At 61.8% G+C, this 15,186-nt stretch carries 16 protein-coding genes and 1 tRNA gene; 9 read left to right on the forward strand and 8 right to left on the reverse strand.

What is annotated here, in order from left to right; translation table 11 throughout:
* Nucleotides 1–2: 2 nt before the first annotated feature.
* A complete protein-coding gene (locus ACP148_RS06380; RefSeq protein WP_421951766.1) occupies nt 3–656 on the reverse strand; it encodes a PAS domain-containing protein in 654 nt (217 codons plus the stop codon).
* A 182-nt stretch (nt 657–838) separates the two neighbouring features.
* Here ACP148_RS06380 and ACP148_RS06385 point away from each other — a divergent pair, with 182 nt between their 5' ends.
* A complete protein-coding gene (locus ACP148_RS06385) occupies nt 839–1,582 on the forward strand; it encodes a rhomboid family intramembrane serine protease (protein WP_425033272.1) in 744 nt (247 codons plus the stop codon).
* On the opposite strand, the gene hisI is transcribed toward ACP148_RS06385, so the two are convergent.
* Together hisI and folE are read right to left on the reverse strand one after the other, a co-directional pair.
* The gene (hisI, locus tag ACP148_RS06390; RefSeq protein WP_421951768.1) at nt 1,570–2,019 is read right to left on the reverse strand and encodes a phosphoribosyl-AMP cyclohydrolase; all 450 of its coding nucleotides are present in this window, start codon (nt 2,017–2,019) and stop codon (nt 1,570–1,572) included. The genes ACP148_RS06385 and hisI overlap by 13 nt on opposite strands.
* Before the next feature lie 40 nt (nt 2,020–2,059).
* Nucleotides 2,060–2,686 (reverse strand): GTP cyclohydrolase I FolE, encoded by a 627-nt coding sequence (gene folE, locus ACP148_RS06395; RefSeq protein WP_421951799.1) that lies wholly within the window; start codon nt 2,684–2,686, stop codon nt 2,060–2,062.
* 191 nt (nt 2,687–2,877) lie between these two features.
* On the opposite strand from folE, the gene ACP148_RS06400 reads away from it, so the two are divergent.
* The 4 genes from ACP148_RS06400 to thrS all read left to right on the forward strand — a co-directional run bounded on the left by ACP148_RS06400 (nt 2,878) and on the right by thrS (nt 6,137).
* A complete protein-coding gene (locus ACP148_RS06400; RefSeq protein WP_421951769.1) occupies nt 2,878–3,306 on the forward strand; it encodes an iron-sulfur cluster assembly scaffold protein in 429 nt (142 codons plus the stop codon).
* Complete coding sequence (gene yidD, locus ACP148_RS06405) at nt 3,306–3,629, forward strand: membrane protein insertion efficiency factor YidD (RefSeq protein ID WP_421951770.1); 324 nt, start codon at nt 3,306–3,308, stop codon at nt 3,627–3,629. The genes ACP148_RS06400 and yidD overlap by 1 nt, the downstream gene beginning before the upstream one ends.
* Nucleotides 3,613–4,029 (forward strand): GFA family protein, encoded by a 417-nt coding sequence (locus tag ACP148_RS06410; protein ID WP_421951771.1) that lies wholly within the window; start codon nt 3,613–3,615, stop codon nt 4,027–4,029. The genes yidD and ACP148_RS06410 overlap by 17 nt, the downstream gene beginning before the upstream one ends.
* A 137-nt stretch (nt 4,030–4,166) precedes the next feature.
* Complete coding sequence (thrS, locus tag ACP148_RS06415; RefSeq protein WP_421951772.1) at nt 4,167–6,137, forward strand: threonine--tRNA ligase; 1,971 nt, start codon at nt 4,167–4,169, stop codon at nt 6,135–6,137.
* Between the two features lie 861 nt (nt 6,138–6,998).
* On the opposite strand, the gene ACP148_RS06420 is transcribed toward thrS, so the two are convergent.
* Nucleotides 6,999–7,982 carry a hypothetical protein gene (locus tag ACP148_RS06420; RefSeq protein WP_421951773.1) on the reverse strand — a complete coding sequence of 328 codons (984 nt, stop codon included), beginning with the start codon at nt 7,980–7,982 and terminating at the stop codon, nt 6,999–7,001.
* Between the two features lie 114 nt (nt 7,983–8,096).
* Here ACP148_RS06420 and ACP148_RS06425 point away from each other — a divergent pair, with 114 nt between their 5' ends.
* The 3 genes from ACP148_RS06425 (at nt 8,097) to ACP148_RS06435 (ending at nt 10,839) form a co-directional block, all read left to right on the forward strand.
* Nucleotides 8,097–8,675 carry a nitroreductase family protein gene (locus tag ACP148_RS06425; protein WP_421951774.1) on the forward strand — a complete coding sequence of 193 codons (579 nt, stop codon included), beginning with the start codon at nt 8,097–8,099 and terminating at the stop codon, nt 8,673–8,675.
* Nucleotides 8,676–8,733: 58 nt separating this feature from the next.
* Complete coding sequence (locus ACP148_RS06430; protein ID WP_421951775.1) at nt 8,734–9,549, forward strand: transglycosylase SLT domain-containing protein; 816 nt, start codon at nt 8,734–8,736, stop codon at nt 9,547–9,549.
* A gap of 81 nt (nt 9,550–9,630) precedes the next feature.
* A complete protein-coding gene (locus ACP148_RS06435) occupies nt 9,631–10,839 on the forward strand; it encodes a DUF2336 domain-containing protein (RefSeq protein ID WP_421951776.1) in 1,209 nt (402 codons plus the stop codon).
* 127 nt (nt 10,840–10,966) lie between these two features.
* Here ACP148_RS06435 and ACP148_RS06440 read toward each other — a convergent pair whose 3' ends face one another.
* The 3 genes from ACP148_RS06440 to ACP148_RS06450 all read right to left on the reverse strand — a co-directional run bounded on the left by ACP148_RS06440 (nt 10,967) and on the right by ACP148_RS06450 (nt 12,549).
* Nucleotides 10,967–11,743, reverse strand: a complete 777-nt coding sequence (locus tag ACP148_RS06440) for an NAD kinase (protein WP_421951777.1) — start codon at nt 11,741–11,743, stop codon at nt 10,967–10,969.
* A gap of 60 nt (nt 11,744–11,803) precedes the next feature.
* Nucleotides 11,804–12,400, reverse strand: coding sequence for an HdeD family acid-resistance protein (locus ACP148_RS06445; protein ID WP_421951778.1), 597 nt, complete (start codon nt 12,398–12,400; stop codon nt 11,804–11,806).
* Nucleotides 12,401–12,473: 73 nt separating this feature from the next.
* Nucleotides 12,474–12,549 (reverse strand) — tRNA-Thr (locus tag ACP148_RS06450).
* Between the two features lie 134 nt (nt 12,550–12,683).
* Here ACP148_RS06450 and ACP148_RS06455 point away from each other — a divergent pair.
* Entirely contained in the window at nt 12,684–13,790 is a 1,107-nt protein-coding gene (locus ACP148_RS06455; RefSeq protein ID WP_421951779.1) for an NADH:flavin oxidoreductase/NADH oxidase, read from the forward strand.
* Between the two features lie 3 nt (nt 13,791–13,793).
* Here ACP148_RS06455 and ACP148_RS06460 read toward each other — a convergent pair whose 3' ends face one another.
* Nucleotides 13,794–15,032, reverse strand: coding sequence for an ROK family protein (locus ACP148_RS06460; protein WP_421951780.1), 1,239 nt, complete (start codon nt 15,030–15,032; stop codon nt 13,794–13,796).
* Between the last annotated feature and the right edge of the window lie 154 nt (nt 15,033–15,186).

The following is a 15,186-nucleotide window of genomic DNA, read 5'->3' on the forward strand; positions in this document are numbered from 1 at the left end:
CTTCAGACTTTTCCGCCGTCGATGACAGACAGGTGCGCATAGCGGCGGGCCGAATAGCCGCCGACCGTTGCCGGCATGGGCGCGGAGGGGCTGTCGTTCATTGCTGCGGCTATGTCGTCGAGCATGGCACTGCGATACCCCTCGGGGGTCACTGTGTCCTTGTCGTCGGACCAGATCAGCCGCAGCCCGGTGATGCGCTGGTCGACGATGGGGTGGATGCCGAGCCAATAGGGGCTGTCCAGCGCCGAGAGCCCACCCATCATGCGCGATGTGGTAACCCCGTTGTGCCGCAGCGGAAACAGGGCCAGCTCGAACGAAAGCTTTTCGCCGCGCTCGGTGCTGCCCTCAAACGTGACCAGTGCAACCGCATGGTCTTCGGTCACCGCCCGCATCAGGGTTTCGAGCGCATCGTGATCGCGCATCGACCACAGGGCCGAAAAGGGGCGGGATTTGAGTTCGCGGCAATAGGTGGCGCAGATATGGGACCCGGCCAACCTGAAATTGAAATCGAGCCCGTCACCGGATTCGAGAATGAAGGTATGGGCCAGCGCGTCGCGAATCCGTGTAGGGTCGATGTCCCGGCGCTCGGGAGTGGAACGGGCGCCGCGGATTTCGTTCCAGTAGGAGTAAAGCGTTTTCGTCGAGCGCTGTTGCATACGGGCAGACCTTAACAATACGATGCGGCAGGCCGCGATGAGCGCCCGCCAAGACAACGCTACATTGCCAAATCGGCTGCGTAAAAGCGCTCTTAAACAATCATTAAGGTTAATTTCCACCGGCTCGGTGTGGATAAGCCGCGGACCCGGTACAAAGCCGCCGCAAAGCAAGGGAAAACCTGATGGCCGATACCTCGCAAGAGCCCCAGCGCGAGCCGATTTTCAACGTGCCGGGCATCGTCATGATCCTGATCGGCCTGATGTGGGCGATTCACATCGCCGCCGATATAGCGCTCGATGAGTACGGGCTGGGCAATCTGCGAATCTGGTTCGCCTTCATCCCCGACCGGATCGCCAATGGCGCTCAATGGCCGGGCGGGGCGCTGCCCCTGCTGTGGACGGGATTTACACATGCCTTCCTGCATGTCGACTACATGCATCTGCTGGTCAACACCGCATGGCTGATGGTGTTCGGAACGCCGGTCGGCCGCCGCTATGGCGCGGCGGGCGTGCTTGTTGTCTTCCTGCTCGGAGCGTTGGCGGGAGCGATCGTTCAAGCTGTCGCCCTCATGTTTTCGGTCAATCAGTTCGCCATTCTGCTCGGCGCGTCGGGCGGGGTTTCCGCGCTGACCGGCGCGGCGATGCGGTTCATTTTCGAACCCATAGTTGTCGGCAAGGATCCAGAGACCGGCGATCCGGTCGCGCTCGGCCGGCGGACGTCGACGCTGGCCGGTGTTTTCGCCAACCCGCGCAGCCGGGCCTTCATCATCTTCTGGCTGGGGCTGAATCTCCTGATCGGTTTTGCCCCCTTCATCCTGGGGGCCAATGTCGCCATCGCGTGGGAAGCCCATATCGGCGGCTTCGTCGCCGGGTTGTTGCTGCCGTCAGTGCTCGACCGGTTGGCGCGGCGCAATCAGCGTCCGTAAACCTCTTTGGGATCAAAGAGTGGAGCGTCGCCGGTATCGCTGAGCCGGGCTTCGCCGTCGGTCATTTCGACCTTGCGGTAAAAGCAGCTCTTGCGGCCGGTGTGGCAGGCTGCACCGTGCCCTGTCTGGTTCACCACAACAACCAGCGCGTCCTGATCGCAGTCGGTGCGCAGTTCCACAAGTTCCTGGAGTTCGCCCGAGGTTTCCCCCTTTTTCCAGAGCGTGCCGCGTGACCGGGACCAATAGGTCGCGTGGCCCGAACGCAGAGTCTCGGCAATTGCCTCGGCGTTCATGTGCGCGACCATGAGCACTTGATTGGTGCCCGCTTCGATTGTCACGGCGGTCACCAGCCCGTTCGCGTCGAATTTCGGCGCAAAGGTGCTGCCCGCTTCGAGATCGGCCTTGGAAAGGGTTTTGGGGTCGGTAAACTGTGTCATGGCGCGGTGTTTAACTGATACCCGCGCCTCGGGAAAGCTTCTATCGCCCGGCGCGGATGAGGGCGAAGAAGCGGTCCTGTTCCTGCCGGTCCTCGGCAAAAACGCCGGTGAAGCGGTGGGTCACGGTGGACGAGCCGTGCTTTTTGATGCCGCGCATCGACATGCACATATGCTCGGCCTCGAGCATCACGGCGGCGCCGCGCGGATTGATGGCCTCGTTGATCGCCTCGATGATCTGGGCGGTGAGGTTTTCCTGGGTCTGCAAGCGCTTTGCGAAAACGTCGGTCACCCGCGCCAGCTTGGATAGGCCGACAACGCCGTCATGGGGCAGGTAGGCGATGTGCGCCTTGCCCACGAAGGGCACCATGTGGTGCTCGCAGTGGGAATGGAAGGGGATGTCGCGGACAAGAACGATATCGTCATAGCCGCCGACCTCGGTGAAGGTGGTTTCCAGCACGGCCAGCGCGTCTTCCTCATAGCCCGCGAAAAATTCGCGATAAGCATCGGCGACGCGGCGCGGCGTATCGATCAGTCCTTCGCGGTCGGGATTGTCCCCGGCCCATGCGATCAGCGTGCGCACGGCCGCCTCGGCCTCGTCGCGGCTCGGGCGCTCGATCACGCGGTCGAGCGCGGTTTGCGCAGGCTTGGGCTTGACGTTCATGTCCATGAAGGGTGTCCCCTTGAAAATCGACGGGCGCATTTATGCCCCTCATACGTCGACAAATTGAGTCTGGACCAAATGCGTTTGCAGCCCGCGACGACGCTCCTTATATAGGCGGGGCATGCCGGTCGACAAGAAAACAGATTGGCAAATTTGAGTGAACAACGGGGTGCGGCCACATACAATCGGCCCGAAAAATGGAATTTTCCGACCTTTACAGCAATCGGATCCTCGAAATTGCCGGCGCGGCGCGCCAGATGCCGCGACTCGAAAACCCCGATGCGACAGCGCGAAAGGTATCTCGGGTCTGCGGTTCGGTGGTCGAAGTCGATCTCAATCTCGACGGTGGCCGGGTCGCAGCCTATGGCGCGACCGTCAACGCCTGCGCGCTGGGCCAGACCAGTGCCGCCATCGTCGCCGAGCGCATAATTGGCTCGACACCCGAGGAGCTTCGCGCCGTCCGCGACCAGATGGCCGCCATGCTCAGGGCCGATGGCGTCCCGCCCAACGGGAAATGGGACGATTTGAAATATCTCGAGCCGGTCCGCGGATTTCCCGCCCGTCACGCCTCAACGCTTCTGGTGTTCGATGCGATTGTCGACGCGCTCGAGCGGGCGGGCGCGTGATGGATCGGGTATGGGCGGTCATCGACTGGCCTTTCAAATGGGCTGCCTATCTGCTCATCCAGGCTTATCGCTATACGCTTTCGTCGGTCACCGGCCGCACGTGCCGCCACGCCCCGACCTGCTCGGAATTTACCCGCGACGCCATCTTGCGGCACGGGTTCTGGCCCGGCGGCTGGATGGGTGCGGGGCGTATCTGGCGGTGTCGTCCCGGCGGGACGCACGGATATGATCCGGTGCCGGCCGCCTTGCCGGATCGGGCGCGCTGGTATGTGCCGTGGCGCTATGGACGATGGAACGGAGGACAAAATGACCAACACCAATAGCATCCTTAAGGGTTCCTGCCTGTGCGGCGGTGTGGCCTATGAGGTCGAAGACGCATTCCGCTATGCGCTCAATTGCCATTGCACCGATTGCCGCAAGGCCACGGGCGCTGCCTTCAAGCCGATTGCCGGTATCGAGGCCGAAAAGCTCTCGATCACATCGGGGCAAGACAATGTGCTGCGCTATGGCGGGGTGGCACCCGGGGAGTCCCATGATATCCACTGCAAGCTCTGTGGTTCGCTGCTCTACTCGATCGTCCAGAAGGGCACCCGGGCCAATGTTTCGCTCGGCACGCTGACCGATGCCCCATCGATCAGGCCGACCATGCACATTTTCGTCGGCTCGAAGGCGCCTTGGTATGAGATTACCGACGATCTTCCCCAGCACGAGCGGTTTCCCTAGTCCGTGGCCGGATCGGACCGGCCACAAAGGGCTGGATTGACCACCAATTCATGCTAATCAACCGCCCGTCCATTCAACTGATTGTTGAGTGGATGACGTTCAGCTTCGCCAATTCTGGCAATTAATGGAGATCCAAGATGATTAAGGTGACGTTTCCCGATGGTGCAGTGCGTGATTACGCATTGGGCACCACCGGGACCACCATCGTCGAAGGCATCTCCAAATCGCTGGCCAAAAAGACCGTCGCCATGCGCTGGAACGGGGAATTGGCGGATCTTTCGAGTGAGCTCGACGCCGATGGCCGGATCGAATTCGTTCTGCGCGACGACGAAGCCGCGCTCGAATTGATCCGCCACGATGCGGCGCACGTTCTCGCCGAAGGCGTGCAGGAGCTCTGGCCCGATACGCAGGTCACCATCGGTCCAGTCATCGAGAACGGGTTCTATTACGATTTCTATCGCGCCGAGCCGTTCTCGGAGGACGATCTGCGCGCCATTGAAAAGAAGATGGAAGAAATCGTCGACCGCGGCGCCGAATTTACCCGCGAGGTCTGGGATCGCGACGAAGCCAAGAAGGTGTTTTCGGCCAAGGGCGAGCAATTCAAGGTCGAATTGATCGATGCCATTCCCGCCGACCAGAAGGTAAAAATCTACAAGCAGGGCCAGTGGTTCGATTTGTGCCGTGGGCCGCATATGCGCACCACGAAAGATGTGGGCAAGGCGTTCAAGCTGACCAAGGTGGCCGGCGCCTATTGGCGTGGGGATTCCAACCGGGAAGTGCTGAGCCGCATCTACGGCACGGCATGGGCCTCAAAGGACCAGCTCGAAGCCCATCTGCATATGATCGAGGAGGCCGAAAAACGCGATCATCGCAAGATCGGCCAGGAAATGGACCTCTACCATTTCCAGCACGAGGCGCAGGGCTCGGTGTTTTGGCACCCCAAGGGGTTCGTCATGTACAATCAGATGGAGGAATATATCCGCCGCCGTCTGAACGCATCGGGATACAAGGAAATCAAGACGCCCCAGCTGCTCGACAACAAGCTGTGGGAGAAATCTGGCCATTGGGGCAAGTTCCGCGAGAACATGTTCGTGGTGCCTGACGAGACGCCGTCGACCGAAGGCGATCAGCCCGAAATCTCGGCCGACGCCAACCTTCTGGCGCTCAAACCGATGAACTGTCCGGCCCACGTGCAGGTCTTCAACCAGGGCATCAAGTCTTACCGCGATCTGCCTTTGCGGCTTGCCGAATTTGGCTGCTGCCATCGCAACGAGGCGCATGGCGCCTTGCACGGGCTGATGCGCGTGCGCCAGATGACACAGGACGATGCGCACATCTTCTGCCGGGTCGACCAGATCCAGGCCGAGACCGAGAAATTCTGCGCGCTGCTGGATTCGGTTTACGAGGATATGGGCTTTACCGAGGTCAAGATCCTGCTCGCCACGCGGCCGGAAACCCGCGCTGGCGAGGACAGCGTCTGGGATCTCGCCGAAAAGAGCCTGGGCGATGCGCTCGAGGCGACCGGGCGTCGTTTCGAGATCGCGGAAGGCGAGGGGGCGTTTTATGGTCCCAAGCTCGAATTCCATCTTAAGGACGCCATCGGCCGGTCCTGGCAGTGCGGCACATTGCAGCTCGATTTCGTGATGCCGGAGCGGCTCGATGCGTCCTATGTCGCCGAAGACGGGTCGCGCCAGCGCCCCGTCATGCTGCACCGGGCGATCCTGGGGTCGCTTGAGCGGTTCCTGGGCATGATGATCGAAAGCTATGCCGGGCGCATGCCGCTGTGGCTGGCGCCGGTGCAGGTGGTCGTTGCGACCATCGTTTCCGATGCCGACGATTACGCGAACAGGATCGTCGCCGATCTGCGCGCGCAGGGCGTTCGGGCCGAGATCGATACCCGCAATGAATCGATCAACTACAAGGTGCGCGAGCACTCGGTTGGCCGCGTGCCCTTCATCTTCGTGGCTGGTCGTCGCGAAGCTGAGGAAAAAACCGTTTCGATCCGCCAGCTTGGCAGCCAGGGGCAGAGCGTTAAGCCCGTGACCGAAGCGATCGCCGATCTGGTGGGTGAGGTCACTCCACCCGATCTCAAGCGCAAGAGCGCATAGTTTTAGGGGCCGCGCATCGCGCGGCCCTTTTTTTGTCGCCGCCACCCTGCAGCGTAGAGACGATCCCCGCGCGCCTAGAGCATTTCAGCGCTTCTTCGAATCGCTTCAATTGCTCTAGATCCTTGTTTTGTCGCGCTTCCGAACCGGATAAGTGGTGCCCACTTATCCTGGAAGCACTCTAACCGCCCCCTTCGTCATCCGCGGGCCGCCCCCCGGCGGCTCCATCACCGCCGCTCACCCCACCCCCTTCGTCATCCTCGGGCTTGACCCGGGGATCCGCAGGGCGTCCGCAAGCGCGGCAGAAGTGGTGATCCTTGACGCGTCATCGGTCCCCAACCCCTTCACCGGCTGCCTCGACGCGGCAGATCCCCGGGTCAAGCCCGAGGATGACGACGGAGAGGATGGAGACGCGCACGAGAAACTTTATCCCCGCTTCCACCACCTCCCCCATACTGCCCTCACGAACCCGCTTATATGGACGCAAGCGCAACGAACGTTTGGGCGGGATCGGTTCGGGTTCCTTGCGGGTCGCCGCAGGGAAGGCCCAAAGCGGACGGATGGCCGGACGAGGAACCAGGCGTTCCACGTCGCACTCCCGAAAGGGAGAGGGGCACCGACGGGAGGTTGGCAGGGAAAGTGGGGACCGGTTTCCCGGTTCGCCAACCGACCCACTAAAAATGCCAATATCCCGGACGACAAACCCCAGCCCGAGACGCCGCCATAAGCCAAAAACCCCGGATGCGTGGGGCGATGATCGCTTCATATAAAAACTAAATCATGCGGAGCGCTCATCGCCCCATGCCGTCTGACCCTTCATAGCCCGAGGTCATTGGCCGTCGGAGGTTTCGGCGTGCGCGGCGCTCAATACACCGTCGTCAGGATTTCGACCTCGCGCGGGCTGCCGGCCGTCACCTCGAACTCGCGATTGTAGACATTCTCGCCCAGCTTGGCCAAAGCCAGATAGTCGCCCTCGGCCAGCACGGTGGTCGGGAACGCGCCAATGTCGGAAAAGATCGTTTCGCCCTGCGGCGTCTTGATGGTCCATTCGACGTCGGCGATGGCCTCGCCGCCATCTTCGGACACCAGCCGCAGCGCGACCTGTGCGGCCTTCTGGTACAGCGTCGCCTCGGTGATCTGTCCCGGTTCCACCCGCAATTCGGTCCGCACCACGGCGTTGACCGAACCGAAGCGCGAGGTGATCGAATAAATTCCGGCGTTGAGGTGGATGAGTTCGTCGGGCGCCACGTTCTCGGCGACGGTGGTGCGTCCGTTGGGGCCGTTGGAATAGATGTCGAAACGCAGCAAGTCGCTGGGAATTGGGACGTCACCCGAAATCATTGCCGAAAGCCGCAATCCCCCCACCTCGAAAACGATGGTATGGGTGTTGGGGCCAGGTTCGACGAACATCGTATCGCTGGCCTGGGCACGGCCGTAGGCCACATGCATTATGTACTCGCCGGGCGGCAGGCTCAGCGTTGCCGTCGCGTCTTCCGATTTGGCGACCAGCGCCAGTTCGCCGGTCTCGTCGGTTCGGGTGTCAAAAACGCGCCAGACCAGTCCATCGGGAATGAATGGGCCATCGTCGGTCAGCCGGGCGGAAAGAGTGACCGGTTGCGGGTCGGTGATGCCGGAAAAATCCGGCCGGTCCGGTCCTGCGTCGGGCCCGGCGATTGCCACATCGGGACCTGCCTCGTTTCCCGAATCGCCGATCTGGGCCCCTCCGCCGAATTCGGCTGGCCGTGGAGGGGGAACCGGCGCGACGAGGGTTTCATCGATTTCCTGGCCGAAGGCCGGTACGGCGCCGAACGCCAGAACGAAAAGCAAAAGCAGGGACCGAAGGCGCATCAAACCACTCTTTACCGAATACTCCTCGCCAGCGATCACTCTGTTAGGCTTGGATTGGGGAAAAGCTGTGTCATAAGGGAGCGCGATGAGCAAGTTGGGAGCCGATTATCTGTCATGACTGTGAATAGCGCCCTGCGCGACTACCTTTTGTCCCGTCGCACCGTAACGGCGCCCTTTCTTGCCGAGCCGGGGCCGTCGCCCGAGCAATTGACCGACATGCTGACCATTGCCTGCCGTGTTCCCGACCATGGCAAGCTGGCTCCGTGGCGCTTTGTCGTCTTTGAGGGCGGGGCGCGCGAGAGCGTGGGCGAGCGCCTTTACGAGATCGCCAAAGCCAAATGGCCCGAGCGGAGCGAGGACCAGTTTGAGTTTGAGCGCAAGCAGTTCCTGCCCGCGCCGGTGACGATCGGCGTCATCTCGACCGCCGCCCCGCATGTGAAAATCCCCCAATTCGAGCAATTGCTCGCCGCTGGCAATGTCGCGTTCAATCTTTGCCACGCGGCCAATGCCCTTGGTTTTGGCGCCCATTGGGTCACCCGCTGGTTCGCCTATGATATCCAGGCTGCTGCGATGCTCGGCGCGGGCGAGGGAGAGCGCTTCGTGGCGTTCGTTCATATCGGCACGCCGCAAACCCGGCTCGAGGAGCGCGATCGGCCCGACCCTGTGGCGCTGACCACATATTGGCGTGGTTAACCGGGGGTTAACCACGGTAGGGTTTTATTAACTTCCAAGAATCTTTGAGTCGGATTTCATGGCCTCCCCGATTTCCAACGTGCCGCAACCTATTGCCTATGCCCTGGACAGGGCAGGGGCGCGCAATGGCGTGGATTTCGATTATCTGCTGCAGACGGCAATCCGCGAAAGCAGTCTCAACCCGAGCGCGAAAGCCCAGACGTCGTCGGCCACCGGGCTCTTCCAGTTCATCGAGAGCACCTGGCTCGAAGTGATGAAGGATGAGGGACCGAGGCTGGGCTATCAGGATTTTTCCGACCATATCCAGGAGCATGAGGGCGAATTCTTCGTCTCCAACCCGGTCGTGCGCCAACAGATCCTCGATCTGCGAAACGACCCGCAGGTCGCCTCGGACATGGCGGCGGCGTTCACCCGCCGCAATGGCGATTATCTCATGGGCAAATTCGGTCGCATGCCCAGTCCAGGCGAGCTATACATCGCTCATTTTCTCGGGCCGAGCGGGGCCGAGCGGTTTTTCGAGCTGGGACTGCAAAGCCCCAACGCCGACGCGGCGGCGGCTTTTCCGCGTCCGGCCACCGCCAATCCATCGATCTTTTACGAAAATGGCCGCCCACGCAGCGTGCGGGAGGTCTACGAAGCGCTCGTTGCGCGCCATTCGGGTTCCGGCAACGCCGCCTTTGCCGCCCAGCAAATGGCCAGCCAGCAACCCTTGCCCTCACGGGTGGAACTCGATTCGCAACCATTGATCCCTCCCGGGGTCTCCTTTACCTCGCTGTTTGCGACCGAGGCGCAATCTTCGGCATCGGCCCCTGTCCAGACCCCCGAAGCGCTGCCGGGCCGTGCCCTGTTCAGCGAGTTCTATTCGGGCGAATAATCCCCGCGCCCGATTGGCCGGTTATGGTGAACCAAAACTTAAGCCTTGCGGGCTAGTTTGACCCACAAGAGTGTTTTGGGGATGCGTATGGTTGCCTATCAGCGTTATGTGCAACTCAGCCAATCGCGCGACAGCGAGGAGCGGGGGCAGGCGGCTCATCTGGCCGCAATGGCCTATCTCGCCCATCGCGGACCGGCGGACGAACAGGCCGCGCTTTACGCGGCCCTGATGAACTTTCTGGATGATCCGTCCGTGAAGGTACGCGCGGCGCTGGCCTATGGGCTGCTGCATTCGGAAAATGCACCGCGCCCGATCATGCTGGCGCTGGCACAGGATGCGCCGGTCATTTCCCGTGCGGTGGTGCAGTTTTCCCCAGTGCTGCTCGATGCGGATTTGATCGGCATTATCCGTTCGGGCGATCCGGATATGCTGGCGGTGATGACGGCCCGACCGACGCTGAGCCAGCGCGTGGCATTGGCGCTTACCCGCCTGGGCGATCCGGATCTGTGCATTCGCGTGCTCACCCGCTCCGATATCGCGCTGCCCGAGGACGACCTCGCGCTGCTCGCGGAAAAATGGGGTGAGGACGCAAAGGTGCGCGGGGCTTTGCTCAAGCGGCGCGACCTTCCCGGCTTTGCCCGGTTGCATCTGGTCACATGCGTTCGACAGGCACTCATGGGGTTGCGGGTCGTCAAGGGCGCTGTCCAGCCGCGTCGGCTTGAACGCCTTATGCGCGATGCGTGCGATAACGCAACGACAGCCATCGGCGAGCGCGAAGCGGGCAGGGGCGCGCGGGGCTACGTTGCAGCCATGGCCGAGAACGAGAAAATCAACGCCCGGCTGATGCTCCACGCCATGGTGCATGGGCACGTGCTGTTTTTTGCCGACGCGCTGTCCCAACTCTCGGCCATCCCGCGGAGCAAGGTCTTCACCATCCTCGACAGCGGCAGCCGCGCCGCCCTGCATGCCGTGTTCAGCCGTTGTGGCTTTACGCCCGCCGTGCGCAATTTGCTGGCGCGTCTGGTTGGCCATGCGCGGCAGGCCGATCTGGCCGACGACGTGGCGGCGCGCCATTACGTCGTATCGCTCCTGATCGAGGAGTTGATTGCCGAGCACGACGGTGCGCTTCCTGCGGCGCTCGAGGAATCCTTTGCCTATCTCAACGAGCAGAATATTGCGTTGGCCCGCAGCGCGGCGCGGGGAGTCATGCCCGCCTTTGCCGCCGAGGCGCCCGACGGAATCATGGTGCCCGATCCGCGCCAGAAGCGGCTGGCGCTTCCGGCAGCCTGACGGTCTGAACCTGCCTGGTCCAACTAGAGCGCTTCCAGGATAAGTGGGCACCACTTATCCGGTTCGGAAGCGCGACAAAACAAGGACTTAGAGCAATTGGAGCGATTCGAAGAAGCGCTGAAATGCTCTAGTAGCGAAACTGTTCGATCAGAACCCGTTCGTCGAGGCTGTGGCCGGGGTCGAACAGCAGCGTTGCCGAGTGGCGGCGGCTTTCGTGGACCTGGACTTCGATCACATTGTCGAACTGCACATTGTCGGCGACCGCGCTCACTGGGCGCTTGCCGTTTTCCTGGGTCGTAAAGGTGATACTGGCCCGGTTCGACAGGATCGCGCCGCGCCAGCGCCTGGGGCGAAACGGTGAGATCGGGGTCAGGGCCAGAAGCGGTGCGGTAATGGGCAGGATGGGGCCGTGGGCCGAAAGGTTGTAGGCGGTCGAACCGGCCGGGGTGGCCACGATGATGCCGTCGCAGATCAGTTCTTCGAGGCGTGTTTCTCCATCGATCGCGATCCGGATCTTGGCGGCCTGATAGGACGAGCGATAGAGCGAGACTTCGTTGAGCGCCAGTGCCTCGGACACCTTGCCCTCGACATCGGTCACCCGCATGGAGAGCGGATGGATGCGCGTGGGCAGCGCAGCCCTAAGCCTCACGTCCAGAGCATCGGGATTGTAGTCGTTCATCAGAAAACCGATGGTCCCGAAATTCATGCCGTAGACGGGCACGTTCCGGTCCATGACCCGGTGCAGCGTTTCCAGCATCAGCCCGTCACCGCCCAGCGCAACGATAATCGAGGCATTCTCGATCCCCGCATCGCCGTGACGTGATATCAGGTCTTTCCGGGCTGCATTGGCCTCGGGCGTGTCAGAGGAGACAAAGGCAACCTTGCCATCGGTATAGAGCGCCAAGGTATCCTCCGCAGAACCGTATTCGCCAAGCTGGGCAAGGCCTTACCACGGCTGATCAGGTCAGCCAATCGGTTTGGATTGGTCGGTAACCTGCCGGATGGACCAGGCGAGATAGCCGATGGCCGCCCCGATCGCGATCAATTGCAAGCCCACAAATATCGCTATCAGCCAAGGGGCAGCGGTTTCGAGGTTGATGATGAGAATGATCGAAAGAACGACCCCCAGCACCCCGCTGAGCAGGACCCACAGCCAACCCAGAATGGGGCGGATGGTCAGTGCCCAGACCACCTTGGAGAGCCCCTCGATCATGAAAAAGACGACGATCAGCAGCCCGAACGCCAAAAGGGACTGGCCGGGATTGCGCAGGATCAGGAACCCGATCAGCAACGCCAGCACCGCCGATATCAGTTGCAGCCAGACATAGGGCGTGTGCCGGGCCGGGATCAGCCCGACGCCCTGGAGAACGCCGCTGGCAACCAGGAGCCACCCGATGGCTCCGATCACGGCTTCGGCGGAAAAAATGGGGGAGACGATCGACAGCAATCCGGCCAGGACAAGCAACCCCGCCTGCGCGAGGTAGAGCAGGGAAAATCGCCGGACGCCCTCCCGCATCGCCTGCCGATAAAGTTCTGCCGCAGCGTCCATCGAGATGGTCATGATGATCGAGCCTTCGCCTGTTCGGCGAGACTCTATCTCATTCGGTCCAATAGGGAAATCGGTCGGGAGCGCATGGTGCCGGCAGCAGGACTTGAACCCGCGACCCTCTGATTACAAATCAGATGCTCTACCAACTGAGCTATACCGGCAACGGAGCGGTTGCTAGCACCAGTCCCGCTCCGATGCAAGGATCATGGCGTGGTCTGGTTACGAGATTTGTTGCTTTATCCTCCCCCCGGGCGCTACCCATTAAATTCAACAGAGAACGAGGACGCACCAGACCATGGCAAAGCCAAAACTGTTCGAGCCCATCAGGATCGGAAATGCCAATTTGTCCAACCGGATCGTCATTGCCCCGATGTGCCAGTATTCGGCACAGGATGGGAAAATGAACGATTGGCATCTGATCCATCTCGGACAGTTGGCAATGTCGGGCGCTGCGCTGCTGACCATCGAAGCGACCGCCGTCACGCCAGAGGGGCGGATCACATATGCCGATGTCGGGCTCTATAACGATGCGACCGAGGCGGCGATGAAGCGGGTGCTCGAGGGTATTCGCCGATGGTCGGATATGCCCATTTCCATACAATTGGCCCATGCCGGTCGCAAGGCAAGTTGCGAGGTGCCGTGGAAGGGTGGCGCCCAACTCGCGCCCGACCATTCCAATGGCTGGCAAACCGAAGCGCCATCGGCGATTCCGTTCCTGGACAGCGATAGCCCTCCGGTGGCGCTCGATGCGGCCGGGCTTGCTCGCATCCGTGAAGCCTTCGTCGAGGCGGCGCGGCGCTCAGACCGGTTGGGGCTCGATGCCATCCAAATCCACGCGGCGCATGGCTATTTGCTGCACGAATTTCTTTCCCCCATCTCGAACCGGCGTGATGACGAATATGGCGGGTCGCTGGAAAACCGCCTGCGCTTTCCTCTTGAGATTTTCGATGCCGTTCGCGCCGCGTTTCCTGCTGACAAGCCCGTCACGGTGAGGGTGTCGGGGACCGATTGGGTCGAGGGCGGCTGGGATGGGGAGCAGACCGTTGCCTTTGCAAAGGCGCTCGAAGCGAAGGGATGCTCGGCCATCCACGTTTCGAGCGGTGGCGTGAGCGTGGCGCAGAAAATTCCCGTCGGCCCGAACTATCAGGTGCCTCTGGCCCGGCAGGTCAAGGAGGCCGTGTCCATGCCGGTCGTTGCCGTGGGGTTGATCACCGAAGCTGAACAGGCCGAGGCCATCGTCTCGACCGGCGATGCGGACATGATCGCGGTTGCCCGCGCCATGCTCTATGATCCGCACTGGCCATGGCATGTTGCGGCCGCACTGGGCGGTCAGGTCAAGGCGCCGCCGCAGTATCTGCGGTCCCAGCCGCGTCAACACTCCAACCTGTTCCTGGCTGAATGATGCTTATTCCGCCGACCGACGGGCCGTCGGCAGGGACGTTCGGTCGGCGAATGCCTTATCGATTTCGGTTAGGGTCTTCATCATCAGGCCGCGATAGATCGGCTCACCGGCGTCCGGCACGAGCTGGATCGGCGGCAGCCCGCGCATCCGGCCCATGAGCGACGCGGCAGCGCCTTCCGCGATTGCGGTCTCCATAAGGTCATGGGCTGCGGTGTTGGGGCCCAAAAGAATCAGCTTGTCGATCTCAACGATGGAAATCAGGCGGCTTATGCCGTGCCCGATGGCGTTTCCTGCAGCCGCGAAGGCCCGCTGGGCGGCACGGTCACCCTGCCGGGCTCTAGCAATGATGTGCTGGAAATCTGCGGGAGGGACGGCGCTGGCTGGGGTGGCATGCTCTGGAACCGAGTAGGCGGACCGCAATATCGCATAGTCGGCGGCATAGGCTTCGATGCAACCGCGTGCGCCGCAGCGGCACTGCGCGCCGCCCGGGGTATGGATCATATGGCCGAACTCTGTTGCCAGGCCCGCATTGGGGCTGGAATCAGTCGGCAAGGTCATCCCCATTCCAATCGTCGATCCGATATAGACCGTTGCGATGCTCGACTTCGCCACTGCTGGATCGAGCCAGCGCATGCCGTCCGCCATCAGGCGGCCGCGCTTGAACAGGCGAGCGGCCAACCCGAGCCGGTTTCTGATCGCCGTCACGATATCGTGGCCGCCCAGATGAGGGATCGGCGACCAGGTCAGGCCATGACCGTTCTCGTCCAGAATTCCCTGCACCGAAATGGACACGCCATGCAGCGTATTTCCGATATCGGTATTGCGGCCGATCATATGACCGATGCGCTCGATGAACCATGTTGCGGGTTCGACCTCGGAAAACAGGGTAGGGCCGACCCCGGATTCGACCCGGTCGATGAGCACGCCACCATAGTCGAGCAGCGACATGCGGCAGCGATTGACGTCGAGTTCGATAAGCAGAACAAAGCCTGCGCTTCGGTTGTGTACAAGCTGAACCGCGGGCCGTCCGCGCGCCTTGGCCCCCACTTGAGCTTCAGTAAGCTCGGCAACGACGCCATCACCGACCAGATCTGCGGCGATGGCCGTGAGCGTGGCATTGGACAGCCCGGTCAGCGTCGCCACCTGCGAACGCGACAGCGGGCCGTGCCGACGCAACGCGTCGAGCACCAGCAACCGGTTCTGCCGCCGGATCATTTCCGTGTCCGCAACGCCCTGCGCCAAACGGGCCTCCCACTCACGCCGCCGTGGGTCTTCTATGAGGTGCTGTGCCCCGTTGCACGCATTTTTCCACGACGAGCAAATCGAAGTTGACACAGCAATGCGCGCATGCCAATTATTTTTTCGGGTATTGAAAAATATCCGTTGCGGTGGCCTG

It is taken from the genome of Pelagibacterium sp., from assembly GCF_965249125.1.
In the GTDB taxonomy this organism is placed as follows: Bacteria; Pseudomonadota; Alphaproteobacteria; order Rhizobiales; family Devosiaceae; genus Pelagibacterium.

Excerpts from the sequence above, each read along its gene's own strand:
- ACP148_RS06380 (WP_421951766.1), bottom strand. The coding sequence starts at position 656 with ATGCAACAGCGCTCGACGAAAACGCTTTACTCCTACTGGAACGAAATC.
- ACP148_RS06385 (WP_425033272.1), top strand. The coding sequence starts at position 839 with ATGGCCGATACCTCGCAAGAGCCCCAGCGCGAGCCGATTTTCAACGTG.
- hisI (WP_421951768.1), bottom strand. The coding sequence starts at position 2,019 with ATGACACAGTTTACCGACCCCAAAACCCTTTCCAAGGCCGATCTCGAA.
- folE (WP_421951799.1), bottom strand. The coding sequence starts at position 2,686 with ATGGACATGAACGTCAAGCCCAAGCCTGCGCAAACCGCGCTCGACCGC.
- ACP148_RS06400 (WP_421951769.1), top strand. The coding sequence starts at position 2,878 with ATGGAATTTTCCGACCTTTACAGCAATCGGATCCTCGAAATTGCCGGC.
- yidD (WP_421951770.1), top strand. The coding sequence starts at position 3,306 with ATGGATCGGGTATGGGCGGTCATCGACTGGCCTTTCAAATGGGCTGCC.
- ACP148_RS06410 (WP_421951771.1), top strand. The coding sequence starts at position 3,613 with ATGACCAACACCAATAGCATCCTTAAGGGTTCCTGCCTGTGCGGCGGT.
- thrS (WP_421951772.1), top strand. The coding sequence starts at position 4,167 with ATGATTAAGGTGACGTTTCCCGATGGTGCAGTGCGTGATTACGCATTG.
- ACP148_RS06420 (WP_421951773.1), bottom strand. The coding sequence starts at position 7,982 with ATGCGCCTTCGGTCCCTGCTTTTGCTTTTCGTTCTGGCGTTCGGCGCC.
- ACP148_RS06425 (WP_421951774.1), top strand. The coding sequence starts at position 8,097 with ATGACTGTGAATAGCGCCCTGCGCGACTACCTTTTGTCCCGTCGCACC.
- ACP148_RS06430 (WP_421951775.1), top strand. The coding sequence starts at position 8,734 with ATGGCCTCCCCGATTTCCAACGTGCCGCAACCTATTGCCTATGCCCTG.
- ACP148_RS06435 (WP_421951776.1), top strand. The coding sequence starts at position 9,631 with ATGCGTATGGTTGCCTATCAGCGTTATGTGCAACTCAGCCAATCGCGC.
- ACP148_RS06445 (WP_421951778.1), bottom strand. The coding sequence starts at position 12,400 with ATGACCATCTCGATGGACGCTGCGGCAGAACTTTATCGGCAGGCGATG.
- ACP148_RS06455 (WP_421951779.1), top strand. The coding sequence starts at position 12,684 with ATGGCAAAGCCAAAACTGTTCGAGCCCATCAGGATCGGAAATGCCAAT.